This window comes from Streptomyces sp. NPDC005955, assembly GCF_042871255.1.
Classification (GTDB): domain Bacteria; phylum Actinomycetota; class Actinomycetes; order Streptomycetales; family Streptomycetaceae; genus Streptomyces.
In genome coordinates, this window is the sequence record NZ_JBIAIF010000009.1 from 275,992 (window position 1) to 291,017 (window position 15,026).

6 protein-coding genes are annotated in these 15,026 nt (G+C 68.4%); 2 read left to right on the forward strand and 4 right to left on the reverse strand.

Annotated elements, in window-relative coordinates:
• The first annotated feature begins 357 nt into the window (after positions 1–357).
• Together ACFYOU_RS22750 and ACFYOU_RS22755 are read left to right on the forward strand one after the other, a co-directional pair.
• A complete protein-coding gene (locus ACFYOU_RS22750; RefSeq protein WP_391308002.1) occupies positions 358–1,869 on the forward strand; it encodes a DUF2397 family protein in 1,512 nt (503 codons plus the stop codon).
• A complete protein-coding gene (locus tag ACFYOU_RS22755; protein WP_391308004.1) occupies positions 1,866–8,330 on the forward strand; it encodes a DUF2398 family protein in 6,465 nt (2,154 codons plus the stop codon). The genes ACFYOU_RS22750 and ACFYOU_RS22755 overlap by 4 nt, the downstream gene beginning before the upstream one ends.
• A gap of 464 nt (positions 8,331–8,794) precedes the next feature.
• Here the strand turns inward: ACFYOU_RS22755 and ACFYOU_RS22760 are convergent, their stop codons facing one another.
• The 4 genes from ACFYOU_RS22760 to ACFYOU_RS22775 all read right to left on the reverse strand — a co-directional run bounded on the left by ACFYOU_RS22760 (position 8,795) and on the right by ACFYOU_RS22775 (position 14,678).
• The gene (locus tag ACFYOU_RS22760) at positions 8,795–9,760 is read right to left on the reverse strand and encodes a hypothetical protein (RefSeq protein WP_391308006.1); all 966 of its coding nucleotides are present in this window, start codon (positions 9,758–9,760) and stop codon (positions 8,795–8,797) included.
• Between the two features lie 548 nt (positions 9,761–10,308).
• Positions 10,309–11,433, reverse strand: a complete 1,125-nt coding sequence (locus ACFYOU_RS22765) for an AAA family ATPase (protein ID WP_391308007.1) — start codon at positions 11,431–11,433, stop codon at positions 10,309–10,311.
• Positions 11,434–11,550: 117 nt separating this feature from the next.
• Entirely contained in the window at positions 11,551–13,944 is a 2,394-nt protein-coding gene (locus ACFYOU_RS22770; protein ID WP_391308009.1) for a transposase, read from the reverse strand.
• Positions 13,932–14,678 (reverse strand): TnsA-like heteromeric transposase endonuclease subunit, encoded by a 747-nt coding sequence (locus ACFYOU_RS22775; protein ID WP_391308011.1) that lies wholly within the window; start codon positions 14,676–14,678, stop codon positions 13,932–13,934. Before ACFYOU_RS22775 ends, ACFYOU_RS22770 begins: the two co-directional genes overlap by 13 nt.
• Between the last annotated feature and the right edge of the window lie 348 nt (positions 14,679–15,026).

Consider the following 15,026-nt stretch of genomic DNA (forward strand, 5'->3'; position numbering starts at 1 on the left):
GCTTCGGTCCCCGCCGTCTTGCGCGACTGCGACAGCGGTCAGCAGCCAACAGTCGCAAGCGGCATATCGCGATGGACCGCGCCTGGGGTTGCTCCTGGTCGTTGCACTGGCCCCGCTGTGAACGTCGCAGACCGGCCTTGGCCTTGGCCGGTAAGGCCGGCCTGTCCCTGCGTCAGCACGCATGTGCTAAATGTCGCTTATGTATTCTATTAAGTTGGATTGTCAGACCCTTCCTCTACCGTCGTTGAAGTCGTCGCGTCCGGACCGCCGGACGGGGCTGCTCGCCCCTGTCCAGGGCGCGGGCCGCGCCGAACGGCACTCGCAGCAGGGCGTGTTGAAAGGGGAGGGCCAGCGCACGTGGCTGAGGACTGGTGGAGCGTTGTGGAGACCGGCCTGTTCGACGTCTTCACCGACGACAGACAGGCTGGGAAGCAGCGACTGACCGGCGCCGTACTCGCCGCTCTGCTGGTGGCGAGCAGCCGCGGCCCGATGTGGACGCTGTCCGACATCAGGAAGCTGCTGGTTGAGGTGGGCTACGAGAACGCGGCCGGCAACGAAGACCTCGTCGAAGTCCTCGAGGTCCTCAAGGCCCACGGATACGTCACGCCGAGCGTCGACCATACCGCGGCCGTCGAGAGCCTCAGTGACGGACGCCGGCGCCGTGAGGCGTGGGCGCTCACGCGGCAGGGCCGGGTGGTCGTGGCCGGCATCCGGGACATCGCCCGCCGTCTGCACCGGTCCTTGCGGCTTCCACCGCGTCTGCTCGACGCCGTCGAGCAGACCCTTCAGGTCCTGCTGCAGCAGTACCACGAAGACGCCGAAATGCTAGACCCCACCCTGGACCAGGTCCGCGCACACCTGGAGCAGCTCCAGGAGGCAGGCGGAGACTTCTACAGCGCGGTCGGCTCCCTCGCACAAGGGGACGTCACCGACGACGCGGTGTTCATCACCAGCCGCCGCCACATTCTCCTGGCCCTGCAGCACTTCGCACGCCGCACCGAACAGTCCCTCCACCAGGTCAGGGCGGCCTTCGGCGCACTGGCCGAGGTCGGCACCAAGAACGTCGTCCACCGCGCGATCGCCGGTGCCGGCATCCTCGACCCGGCCGAACGACAAGCGTGGACGGCCGACCGGGAACGGGACCTGGCCGACCTCGAGGCATGGTTCGTACCCCACGGCTCGATCGAGCGCCTGGTCAACGCGGCGGCGGACGCCATCCACGCCCTGCTGGGAGCCATCGACCGACGCTTCTACGCCAGTGCCCGGGGCAGCGACGTCGGCGAGGACTTCCGCCAGATCGCCCGGATGCTGCACGCCCAGCCCACCGAGGCCCGCACCCAGCAGGTGTTCGCCGCGGCCTTCGGGATCTGGCCCGCCCGCCATCCCGTGGAGACCGTCGAAGAGTCCCTCGCCCCACTGCACACCACCCGCAGCGCAGGCAGCTGCACCATCAAGCTGGTCCTGCGGCCCCATGACCGCGGTGCGCGTTCCACCGGCGCACCCCGCAAGGTCGCCGACCTCACCGAGCAGCGGCGAGCGGCAGAAGCCGCCAACGAAGCCGAGATCGCCCGCACGGAATCGATTGCCAGAGCGCTGGCCACGCCCGGAGTGGTCCCGCTGACCCACTTCACCGGACTGGACACCGCGCACGCCGAAGTCCTCGTGGACCTGATCGAGGAAGCCCTCAACAGCTTCGACGACACAACAGGCACGGGGACAGCCGCCACGGTCGGGGCCGAACTGACCCTGTGGATCGGCACGCCAGGTCACGCGGTGAGCGTCGTGCTGCAAGAAGGAGAGCTGATCGCCCCCGACTTCCTCATCCGCATTCGATGCACCCCGCCGCGAGAAGGAGAGGAAGCGGCATGACCACCACACCCCCCGCTCCAACCGGCGACCAGCCACCGCTCAGCCCCGAAGCAGAGCCGGTCGTGGCAAGACTGCTGGGCCACCAGATCCTGGCAGAGGAGGACGACCCCGAACAGTTCCGCCTGGCCTGCCACCACCGACACGAGATCACCCGCTGGTTCAGCGAAAACCCCGGCTGGCGCTTCCACATCGAACGCCCGGCAGGCATCGGCCGCCTCTACAAACGCCACTACGACCCACCCGCCGGCCGCGTCCCCCTCCTGCACCGCAGCAAGCCGTCCGCCCGCACCCCCGTCTCTCCTCTCGTACAGATCCTGACCGCGCTGATCTGCGAGCAGATGTGGCGCGCCACCCAGACCACCTTCAACCACCTCCAGCGCGCCGTCATCCAGGCATGCGGCACCGAAGCCTCAACAGGCCGACTTCCCCGATTCCAGCCGGTCGCCACCGCAGGACAGAAGCAGGCCACCGCCGCCGCACACCGCATGGCATTCATCGACGCCCTGCGCCTCCTGGAGTCCTGGCACTTCCTCACCTCCGACCAGCCCCTGAACGTCCTCGAACAGGACATCGACGCAGACCTGACCATCACCGCACGCCGCGAACGCCTCGCCCTGCTGATCGCCTGCCCAGCACCCTCACTCCTCCCGATCGACCTGGACGCCCCCGACAGCCACATCGCCGCCCTCTGCCCAGACCAGGCACCCCCGCCCGAGGACGCACTCCCCGTCGACACGGCACGCCACCACCGCCACACGGCACTGCGCGCCGTCCTGGACAACCCCGGGATCGCGCCCGACCCCGCCACCGGGCCAGGCGCCTACCTCTCCTCGTGGAGCGGCCGCGAGCAGGCCCTGAACGTCGCCGCAGCCGCCGGCCTGGCCTGCACGGTCCGCCAGGACTGGTGGATGATCACCGACCCGGCCGGACACACCACGGACCTCACCTTCCCCTGCAGCCGCACCGTCGAGCAGCAAGCAGCCCTGCTCCTGCTCGAGGCCCTGACAGGCCGGGACGACCCCATGGCCTGGTTCGGCCTCCACTGGACCACCGACGTACTCGCCGAGCACCTCAGACAGCGACCGTGGTGGGCCCGCAACTACCAAGGCACAGGCAAGGCCAGAACCCTCGCCACCGCCGCGGTACACCACCTGCTCTCCATCGGCGCGTGCACCGCCGACCCGCCGACCCGCCGCCCGGCACCGGCTGGCAGCCCACCCCCGCCATCCACCTCTGGCGACTCAGCATCACCGACGCGCCCCGCCCGCACCCGGCTACCGAAGCTCACGAGGGATCCAGCCGAGATGAATGACACCCCCCGCCACCGCCTCCTCGCCGACGCGGCCGGAGCCTTCACCGATGTACCGACCCTCGACCCGCACCCCACCGCACGCGGGCGCTGGCAGCCCACCCGGGCCGGAGCGGTCAACTCCTGGCTCTGGACCAACGAGCAGTTCGCCTACGCAGGCGGCAGCCTTGCCATGGTCGGCATGAACGGCTCCGGGAAGTCCCTGACCAGCGCCGTCCTGTTCCCGACCTTCATCGATGGCAACGTCACCGCCAAGAACCTCTCGGCCGCGGCAGAGGCCGCCGGAACGCTGACCGCCATCCACACGCTAGGCAGGCCAGGACCGCCCAAGAGCGGCACCTGGTGGCAGGAGTACGGACGAACCGACCCCGACGGCCCGCACTCCCGTACGCGGTGGCTCACCGCCGGTCTGTGGCTGCACAGCGGCGGAGGCCAGCGCAACACCCTGGACCGGGCGTGGTTCCTTGTCCCCGCCCGCGTCCACGCCCAGCTCATCCTCGAACGGGACGGCATGCCCGTCACCATCACCGACCTCGCCGCCCAGCTGGAGGCATTCGACGGCCTGCTGTTCACCTCGTCCCCCCGCCTGGAACAGCAATGCCGGGACCACACCTCTGTGCTGCGCAAGGAAGAGGACTATCCGGAGACAGTCCGCGAGCTGATGTACCAGCCGCTGGACGGCACCCAGACCGACGCCCTCGCCACCGTCCTGCGCGCCCTGCGCAGCGTCCAGGCCGGAGACAAGATCAGCCCCCGGATCATGGAGGAGACCCTTACCTCCGCACTGCCCGCCCTCGAAACCCGCCGCGTCCAAAACCTTGCCGACGCTCTGAGCAAGGCCGAACAGCTCCAGGGCCACCTGCAAGCGGCACACACCGAGCGCGGCATCCTGTCCGACGTCCGAACCGCCTACCGCCGCTACGTCGCCGCTGCCGCCACCACGACCGCTACGACCTACGCAAACCTCCACACCCTGCACGCCGACGCCGTCACCGCCCGCGACCAGGCACTCCACGCAGAGACCCTCGCAGAACAGCGACAGAAAGAGGCCGCCGCAGCCCTCCAGGAGGACGAAGACCGAGCAGAGCAACTACGCGGCACAATCCGCACCCTCGAGAACCGGCTCAACGAGCATCCCGGAACGAGCCTCGCAGACCTCAGCCGCCACGCCCAGGACTGCGAGAAGCGCGCCTCCGACAGCCTGCAGCACGCCGACGAAGCACAAGCCATCCACCAAGAGCGCCAGGCACAGAGCGCAGCCGACCAGCAGACAGCCGACCAAGCCCTGGCGGCCTGGGCCAAGACGACACACGACCTCGGCAGACTCGCCGGGGACCTGGGCGCCGCGGCGTTTCACGAGCCGCTGGCCAGCGTCCTCAGCGAAACCCAGCAGCACCAGAAGCCTGCCGACAACGGCGCCACCGTAGCCGCCCGCGAACAGGCAGCAGCATGGGGCCAGGCACAGTCCCAGGCGGCCGAACGTGTTCAGGCAGCGCTGGAGCACTTCACCAACGAGCAGAACGAGCAGAGCGCCGCTCAAGACACCTACGAGAACAAGCGGCAGCACGCCGAAACAGCAGAAGCACACTCACAGGATGCGACCGACGCGCTGGAACAGGCCGAGGTGGCCACCCGCACCGCACTGTCGCGCTACAGCACCCACCTCAAGCGACTCCCGGCGCTCCCGGACGACCTGGGCGACGCGACCCCGCTCGACCCGACTGCCATCCGCGCCTGGGTCAACGACCAGACCGCCGACGCCCTCGCGAAGCTCGACGTCAGAGCCTGCGAGGAACGCGCGGATGCCCGATCCCAGGCTGCGGACGAAGCGTCCGCGCGTGCCACCACAGCCAGTGAACTCGCGGCCGGAGCAGTCAGGCAAGCCACGTCCATCGCAGACGCGCTGAGCAACAAAGCCGATGCGTTGACCGACACCCCCTGCTCCCTGCTCGACCTCGTACACGCCGCCCGCGAGGTCACCCGCCCCGCACCCCCACGCCCGAAGTCCACCACTCACACGGAGCCCAGTGACCAGGAGGAATGTCTCCTCGACACCCTGGAGGAGACCGCCCACAGCGACCTCGGCCGCCGCCGGCTCCTGATTCGGCAAGCCGCCCGCGACCTCACCGACGCCGCACGCGCCCAGGATCGGGCTACCGCCACATACGCCCAGGCCCAGAAGACACAAGCCCTCGCAGACGCCGCGGAGGAGACATCCCGCGACGCACGATGCACCGCGGACCAGGAAGCACACACCTGGGCACGCCATGTTCACGCATGGGCCCACGACCTGAAGATCCTCGACCCGGCCGGCCTGCGCCTGCCGGACTTTACCGATGGCCCCCTTGACCTCAACGCGGCGCACCACCTCGCCCAGGACACCGCGACAGCGCACCGCAGCGCCGTGGAGGCCCTCTCCGGCCGACTTGCCGAAGCAGAACTGCGCCTGGACGCAGACCGCGCATCCCTGGAAGACCTCGAGGCGAAGATCCGCCACGCCCGTCAGGCCGGCACCCCTCCCACCCCACCGGACTGGAGGGCCTCGCGGCACGGCCGGGCCGGGACGCCCCTGTGGGAGGCCGTCGAGTTCGCCCAGCACCTCCAGCCCGACGAAGCCAGCCGGTTGGAAGGAGCCCTGCTCGCGGCCGGACTCCTGGACGCCTGGATCTCGCCCACAGGCGAAATGGCAGTCGGTGACATCACCCTCACCCTCACCCCCGAGCACCAAGGACCGTCCCTGGCCGACGTTTTGGTGCCCGACTCCCACACCCCCCTCGACCCGGCACTGGTCCGACGGATCCTGGCAGGAATCCGCCTCCTGCAGCCCGGTGAACAACCGCTGCCCGGGCAGGCAGCCGTCGGACTGGACGGCACCGCATACATCGGCCCCCTGGCCGCCGCGTCCCCTGCCACCTGGGACGCCTGCCACATCGGTGCCGCAGCCCGCGAACGCGCTCGCCAGCAGCTCCTCGCCGACCTCAACGAGAAACGTCACCACGCGACAACGGCACTCGCCGCAACCCGTACGCTTGTCGACACCCTCAAGCGCGACCTGACCACCGCCGATCGCGAGCAGGCCACCCCCGACCCGGTACCGTGGCGCAGCGCTGAAGAAGCCGCCGCCACCATTGCCTTCGAAGCCGAGGTCAAGAACGCCGCCGCCGGCGACGCGGCACACGCCGCCGCCGTCGTGGAGGAGCACCGGCAGTCCACCTCTCGCACCGCACAGCAGGCCTGCACCAACGCGAGCCTCACCATGAACCAGCAGGCCGCGGAAGCCGCCCTGGCGCTGTGCACCGAGCTGGCCGGGCGCCTCACCACCACGACCGTCGCCACAAAGTCCGCGATCGCAGCCACTCGCACCCTGCACGCCGCCAACGAGTACGCCGACAGGACTCGGGTCGAGGCTGCCCAAGCACACCACGCACTCAGCCGTGCACGACAAGCCGCACACGAAACCGAACAGGACCGCAGGAACCTCCCGGGCGAACTCGACCTCCTGGCCCCAGCCCAGGAAGCGGCCGGCCGGGCCCACCGGTGCGCCCAGGAGGCGGCGAAGGAAGCGACCGCAGCCGAGGAAGCACTCGGCCGCCGCACACGCCTGCTCAGTACAGCCGTATCCCGCCTGCACTCCACAGCGCGCGATGGCGTCGCCGAGCTCCCGGTAGAAGCCGAAGCCCTGGGGCGCTACCGCAGCCGCCTGCAGACGCTCATTGCTTCCCTCTCCGGCTGGGGCGACGCCGCCATGCGCGCGCAGTTCACCGCGCAGACCGCTGCGGGCAGCCTCAGCAATGCCGCCGCCGCCAAAGAGCAGGCGGAACGACTTCGCCGACGTGCCAGCGACGATCAACGCGCCGCCGACCATGCGCGCCACCGCCATGACGAGGAGGTCCGCCAGCATGAGCGTCCGTACCAGCAGCTCTCCGCCGAACTCGAACAACGCCTGAAAGAACAGAACGACCTTGGCACCCGCCTTGCCGAACGCCGGAACGCCGATCAGCAGGCCCGCCTTGACCATTCGCGCAGAGGCGACGAGACCGTGGCCTGTACCGCGCGCGTCGCGGCCGCGGCAGAAGGACGAGCAGCGGCCCTGACTCAACTGCAGGCGCTGTTCGACCACGGGCTGGTCGCCGAACTCGCAGACAGCGAGAGCCTTCACCGGCCCGAACATCCCGGCGAGGCACTCGACATCGCCCGGGCCGTCATGGAACAACGAGGCCTCGGCCTCGCGCCGACCCGCGAACAGGCAGCTACAGCCGAGAGCGAAGCCAGAACACAACTCGACCGCCGCATTCGCCACAACCTCAGCCGACTCCTGGAAATCAACCGGCACGTCGTCTCCGAGGACATCCCCGGCACCACCTGGCGGCGGATCACCGTCACCCACCTCGGCCACGCAAGCGAAGCCGGCGCCACGCAACCCCACATGCAGCCGCTCAGCGCCATCCTGGCCGGCCTCACCCACACCATCACCACGCTGGAAAACGACTTCAGCGAACAGGTGCAGAACGAAGTCAAGGGCGTTGTCTTCTCCGAACTCCGCAGAGACATCAACACCCGCATCGACACGGCCCAGAGCATCGTCGACGACATCACCAAAACCCTCGACGGCGTCCGGACAGGCGTAGCCAACGTCGGAATCCGCCTCCAGTGGCAGCCCAAGAACGACCCGATCGCCACCGAAGCACTCCAGCTCATCCAGGCAGTCGACCTCACAGGCAACTTCGACCGCATGTACGACTTCTTCATCGAGCAGCTGAAGAACGAAGAAGCCAACCACCCCACATGGGCCAAACGCGTAGAGCACGTCTTCAACTACCGCAACTGGTTTACCTGGGAGATCGCACTCACCCACAACGATTTCCGTGACGACCCCACCAGCGACGCCGAGGTCTTTCGCACGCTGACCACCCGCAACAACCCCCTCGCGAGCCTTTCCGGAGGAGAGAAGCGACTGGTCACTATGCTGCCGCTACTCGCGGCAGCACACGCCTTCTACTCCACCGAGGGCTACCAGGGGCCGCACATGGTCTTCATCGACGAACTCGATGCCGCCCTCGACTCACGCAACCTGCGCAAACTCCTCGAACTCCTGCGGATCTGGGACTTCGACGCCGTCGTCACTCTGCCCTCCATGCGCCCGCTCCTCTGATGAATCTGCCGACGATCACCAGATCGATGGGTTGTCTGAGCTGGTGATCTAGTGATCGTTTCCGGACTGCTCCAGGCGCCTCTGGAGTGGCCTACGAGAAGTGTTGATGGGGTGGATGGGCTCTGAAGCGCAGGTTTAGCAGTTGTCTCGGAATGTAGTGATCAGTGCGGGATTCTATTCGTGCTGCGGAGGTGGACGGGGCTTCAGATCCGGTGTGGCGGTCGGCGCCGGGAGTCGGCCCGACGGTGTACCGCAGCCGTGTGTTTGGCGGCTGGAGAGGGTGCGATGCGACGTCGTTGGCGGGGCTTCGAGCCAGGAGAGCGAGACTGCGAAGTTTTTGCGACGCGATGACGCCGAGGGGCGGCCGTGAGATGTCCGCCTTGTCGGCGGGACCGTCGGGGCCGGAACTGGCTGATAGGACGATTCGACGAACTGCCTTGTAGTCAGAACCGCCCTGGTGCCCCTCAGAACCGTGCGTAGGCGTTGCCGGTGCAGTCGCTGCACATTCCGATGTCGAGTGCGAAGTCGGCCCCACGCTGACAGTCGCCACACACACCCTCGACGGGGTGCACACCCCACAGGCACATCAGCACCTGCCTGTCAGGCTCTTCGGCTGTCGGTACTGGCACGACGCATGCCTGCCCGGTGGAGCATTCGGAGCACTCGTAAGCCGGCGGTTCCCCGCCTTGCGTGATGGCTTCATAGAAGCTCCCGATGCCATAGGCCTCGACTGCATCCGGAATGTCGTCGTAGGCCTTCCCACACAGCAGGCATCCCACAGGGCGCTCGTCACCGCCGGTCACGAGCGCCGCGAAGTGGCCGCAGGACAGGCACCGTAGCGTATGGCCGCTGGCGGGCCCGAGTTTCTCGCCCAGAGGGCCCAGGCGGTGGTTCACCAGCCCGTGGATCCGGCCGACGAGCGGTCTGATGCTCTCCATCAGCTCCCAGGCCTCTGCGGCCGCATCGCTGTTGTCGTGGGGCAGCAGCTCCTCGTCGATGAACGTTAGCAGCAGGTCAAGGACAGGGACGGCTCGCGCTTCCACGGCAACGGCGGTGTCGGTGGCCCCGAAGTGAGTGAGACGGTTACGCAGATCGACCAAGGCCTTCAAGGCCGCGTGATCCGGGTCGATCGGATCCGCGATCTTCGCCTTGTCACGCAGTCGTTCAAGCGCATCCTTCGTCCCGACGCTCTTGAAGTCGCCCTGACGGTGCAGTCGTTCGTCGAACTTCTCCGGCTTCACCCACACGAGGGCCGGATCGTGCTGCTCCAGACGTGCCTTGAACAGAGTCTCGGCCGCGAACTGCAGGTGCAGCACGGCGTACTTCAGCGCGCGGCCCTCCGGCTCGTCGGCCAGCGAACTGACCGTGCTGTGCAGGTAGTCGAGCCCGTTGATGATGACCGGGAAATGCATGTCACCACGACTGCTCATAGGTCCCCTCTCACGTGGTTGGCGTTCTTGCAGGTAGTTGGTGCTCTCATCGTCGTGGGACCTGACTGAGCCGTGTGCACCCGGGGCAGGCCTCACGGGTGTAGCAACGCGGTCGCCAGGCTCGGGGCGGTCAGGAGCGGGCCCAGCCCAGAGCGTCGCACAGTTCCTCAGCCGCCTGTCGGGACTCAGGACCGAGATGTGGTGAGAGCCCGACACCCATACCAACAACGGCAGGACTCTCCAGCCTCTGCTGGAAGGCACCGATGCTGGCAAAGGGGTAGTCGGCCGTCACCTCCTCAGAGGCGGTCAGAGCACCCGCCCAGACACAGTCGGACCGCATCCATGCCGCTCCATAGCGGGAGAGGTCGACCAACAGGAGTACGGGCACGCCGTCGAGGGACCTTCCCTACGCGGCCTTGGCCGGGCTGCGCCCGGCTGCGACCGCGGCGTAGAGGGCGGAGGGCATAGGGCCGGTGAGTTCGGCGCCTGCGACTCCCCACCCCAGCCACTCCTCCCCTCAGCGTCTGCAGGAGCGTCGCCGGGGCGGCTCAGCCGAGCTGTGCTGTCGCGGCGTTGATCTCCTTCATGGTGATGTTCTCGCTGCCGCTTTGGATCGCGATGACGGCGGCGGTGGAGACGACGTAGGTGAGGGCTTTGAAGTAACCGCCGGTACGCCGGTGGAGTTCGGCGGCATGCTGGCTCAGGGCATTCCCCTCCAGGCGGTACAGGCTCAGGTCCGCCTCGAAGCCCGTCAGCACGCGCCGGAACAGCTCCTGTTCCTCGGCTTTGGTGCCCAGGGGCAGGGGGTGCAGCCAGGTCACCGGCAGCAGGGCGGTGGGGGAGGGCGAGACGGGCTCGGCTGGCCGGCCTGCCTGTTCGAGCCGGACCCGGTTCTCCTCGCTGACCCGTGTGAGGTCCTGGGCCAGGATGCGGGCCTGGTGCAGACGGTGGCTGGCGCCGGTGCCGCAGAAGATGAGCGAGATGCCCAGTTTGTTGCGCAGGTAGTCGAAGTAGGGGAGGACGTTCGCCAGGTGCTGGGGGGATGCTCGGTCGATGTCGTCGATGAGGAGCAGGCGGGTCTGTGCGGTCTCGAGGACGTAGTTGACCGGCAGGGTCACGTCCTGGTGGCGGCGCATCTCCAGAACCTCGGCCAGGCTTTTCGGCTCGGGGTTGAGACCCAGGTAGGAGCCGATTTCCCAGATCCAGTTCACCCTCTGTTCGGGGTCGGCGGGGGTGGTGATGTGCACGACCGGGATGGTGTTCGTCTGCCTGCCGCCCATGGCGGTTTCGATCTCTCGTTGGGCGGTGCGTCCGATCGCCCGCAGCAGGCAGGACTTGCCTGTGCCTGAGGGGCCGTCGATGACGTGGTCCATCAGCCCGTCACGGCGCCCGCTGTTGCCGTGGACCGCCTTGACGACCATGTCCTGCATGTGGGTCATCGCGTCGGTGGGCACCATGCGCAGATGCCGGTGGTAGGCGATGGCCTGTTCGTCCTCCTTCCGGTTCGCGTCGGGTGGACTGTCCGGCGCCAGGGCGGGCGGGAGCACATCCTCGTCGACGAAGTGTGTCCAGCCGGTGAGCTGGAACAGCGGCAGGGGCCGCATAGGGGTGTCCTGCAGTTGCTGACGCAGACGTGCTTCCCGCTTGTTGCGTAGTTCGACGGATGCCTTCATCACACCTCTCTCTCATCGCGGTTCGGCCTTGCACTCACAGGCCGGCCCACAGCCGGATGTCCTGCCCCGGGCGCAGGCTTACGTGGTGCCGGGATGTGCACGGCTGTGGCACGTCGTCTACGCCTCCCACACGTCGCCCTCGCTCTCGCCACCGACATCACCATCCGGATCGACGTCGTCGACAAGCTCCGCCTCGACGACCTCATAGACATCGTCCGGATCTTCGACCACGGCGCCGTCCGTAAAATCGTCGCCTTCGTCGTCGGGGAAGAGCGCTGCCAGCGGGTGCGGGTCCCGCCCGCCCTGCGACGTCTCTGTGCCACCTGCGCCTGCGGGCAGCGCCGGCAGAGAGTCTGCGGCCGGAGGGGACCAGGGAGAGATGGGCTGTGCCGGATAAGGTCGCAGCGTCGACAGGTCAAACTCCTCCAGCTCCGCGTAGGGGTCCTGGGATGGTTCCTCGGTCTCCAGCTCCATTCCCTGAAAGATCGGTTCTTTCCCGGTGCGCTTGGGCGGCGTCTTCGAGGAGCGCCGCCGCCGGTCGCGCTGCGCCAGGGACAGGGCGATGGCTTCCTCGTCCTGCTTGCTGTCGCCGGATACGAGGTGCTGCTCTGCGTGCTCCTGCCACATGTCCGCAGTCCACGGATCGGTCAGCAGGTGCCGCAGCCGGAAATCGCAGGTCACCCAGGTGTCCGTGGTGTGGTCGTACAGCCACACCCGCTCGGGGCGGTAGGGGTTGAAGCGGCATTCCCACTGGCTGCCTCGGCCGGGCAGCTTCGATCCGCCGCGCAGGAGGATCTCCCGGTAGTGCCCGGCGTCCTGCGCGACGGGCTGATACGTCCGGCGGTTGATCATGAATCCGCCCTTGCCTGGAGTGACCCACCGCGCCAGCAGGAAGAAGCGGTTGTCGGCAGGGGAGAGCGGTACGGCACGGTAGCCGCTGCGTGCCACCAGGACGGCATACATGTCGTTGGGGGACAGCATGATGCCCGGGCGGAACGGATCACACATCCCCGAGTGCGGGTTCTGCTGGTACTCCAGCGCCACCCATTCCTGGGCCATCTGCTGAAGCTCCGCGATGGTGAACAGCGGCATGCGGTCGATGCCGCGGCCACGCTTTCTGTGGCTGCGGCCCTGCCAGCCGTGCCGAACGTACTGACTGAAGCGGACCGCGAGGGTGATGAAGAAGCGCTCGGCGATCGGCTTGTCGGACGCGGTCCTCTTGCGCGCGGGGCGGCGGGCGATACGCAGCCGGTCGCAGACCTCGGTGAAGTGCTCGCTCACATAAGGACTGCCCTGGTCGTAGACGATCAGTTCGGGGCGGATGACCGGGCGGGCGGCGGTCGCCTCCGTGAACCGTTCATCCGCCGCCGCCAGCGCTTCGAACGGCAGACTCGAGGCAGCAGCCGCGCTGAGAGGGTCCCAGCCGGGCATCACGGGCCAGGGCGCGAAAGCCTGGGCCAGCATCAAGGTCAGATCGATCGCACGGGTCGCCTGGCCGACCCGCCCACTCTCGGTGTCCCTGGGACGGCTGGGAGTGATCATCATCGCGCAGAGACTGTGACCGGCCACGTCGATCAGCGTGGTCATCTCCGTGGCGATGGGCCGGCCGTTGTCGCCGCGGGCCAGGATCCGCAGCGGTGTCGTGTCGACCTGCGTCACCTGCCCCGGCCGCAGCACGACCTCACGCCCGCCATGGGGTAGCGGCGGAGTGGAGGCCAGCGCAGCACGGCCGCGAGTCGGCAGGTCCAGGACATCAGCCAGTCCGGACTCTTTCATCCGCAGATAGAACGTGGACCGGGAAGGCAACAGAGCCGCCACGGCCGCCCGGCCACCGAGCTCTTTGCCATGGCGCGCGTGCAGCAGGTCCTCGACCTCTTCACGGATCAGGTCGATGGTCACGTCCGAATCGTTCGCACGTCGCGCCACGACGTCCTGCATGGCGGTCAGACAGCGCGGATCGGTAAAGCCCCCTGGTCGTCGTTCCCGCGCTGCAGGCAGCAGAACGACCGGGTTCTCCCCAGCAGCTTTCCACTTACGCCGCTTGTCAGCGAGAGTATGGGCGGAGCAGCGCAGCCCCTCAGCCGCCATCCGCGCCGACATCGCAGCACACCTCTGGGCCAGCGTCGTTTCCGGCCCGAACCCCTGCGCACGCTCGCTGCGGCCCGGCGCCCAACCGGTGTCGATCTCCACCATGCGCGCCTGCCAGAGAACGGCCTCCTCCTCCCGTCCCTCCTGCAGCCCCGTCGCCCTACGGGCCGCTCCGTTCACCGCCTGCGCTGCACCGCCGGTGAGAACGGCGAAGTCGTCCGCTCCCACCAGCCACCGGTACGACACCGCGCGAGGGGACTCCTCGCCGTTCTGCCCCACCAACGTGACCAAAGACCCCCGCCACTCCACCACCTCCCACTCCTGCCCCTGCCAGCGCACCTGCGCCCCGATGGACAGCGACTGTGCACGCCCGCCCTTGCCCGTCATCGCCACGCGCCCCTCTCCGGCCTTCAGGCTGTCCACACCTCGGCATCGGGCAACAGAGGCCGCTTACCGTCGAACAGCAGCCGCCGCTGCCACAGCAGCCGATAAGCAAGGTCAAGCCCCGACAACTTGTCCAGTCCGCTTGCCGCCACCCCCGCCCGCAGCCCCCTCGGTGACCTGAACGTCTCCAGCAGAGCCCGCCCCCGGGATTCCTCATCACCCCAGGCAAACCGGTAGCCGGCCAGCCAGGCCAGGTTCCGTCCGCGGACCCCTGAGGGCTCGCGGACCTGACGTACCCGCCAGCCTGCCTCCCGGGCCACCTCCGCGAGCATCTGAGATCTCGACGCAGGCACGTCCTGCTTGCCCGGCGGCTTCAGCACCAGCACTTCGCGTACCCCATCGGCGGTGCGCGCCACGAAATCCGGCCGCCAGCGGCGCTCGCGCCCACTGGCCTGCCACCTTAGTTCCACCGGGCTGGCGCTGAACGCCACCCACTGCGGCTCGAAGTCGAGTTCCATAGCCAGCCGCCACTGCCGCAGGCTGCCGCACACCACCGTCTGCTCCCGCGTCGCGATCGGCCAGTACGTGATGATGCCCTTGCGGCCCCGGTACGGCACCGGCTCGCTCACCGGCCCGAACTCCTCCAGGGCCAACCCACGCAGCGCCGTAGCGCGGCACGCACGCACCGGCCCGTACGGCTCGCGGTACAGTGCCACGACGCCCGGGCCCGCCTTGTTGTCCAGCAGCCCGCCAGAGGACGTCGCCGCGCTCACACAGACCACCGCCCGCGTCCATGTCCGGCCGGCGCTTCCTCCCTCACCCGCCGCCCGGGCGCCACGCGGATGGCGCGCCCCCACCCCGGTCGGCTCTCTGCCGGCCACGACGGAACAGGCGAGGACGCACAGGTTCGCAACACGCCCTTGCCCTGCCCCTCTTTCGACGGCTGGAAGTACCGCAAAAGCCCAGGCAGCCATAGTGCTCCGCGCCGGTGTGCCCAGGATTCCCCGGCGGCCCGATACGCCCGAAAGGGTGAACGCGCCGGTGCGTGCAGCATCGGCTGCAGCCGTGACCTACACGCCCCCGCACAAGGAGTGATCCTCCCGCGCAGAACGTGGCCCGCC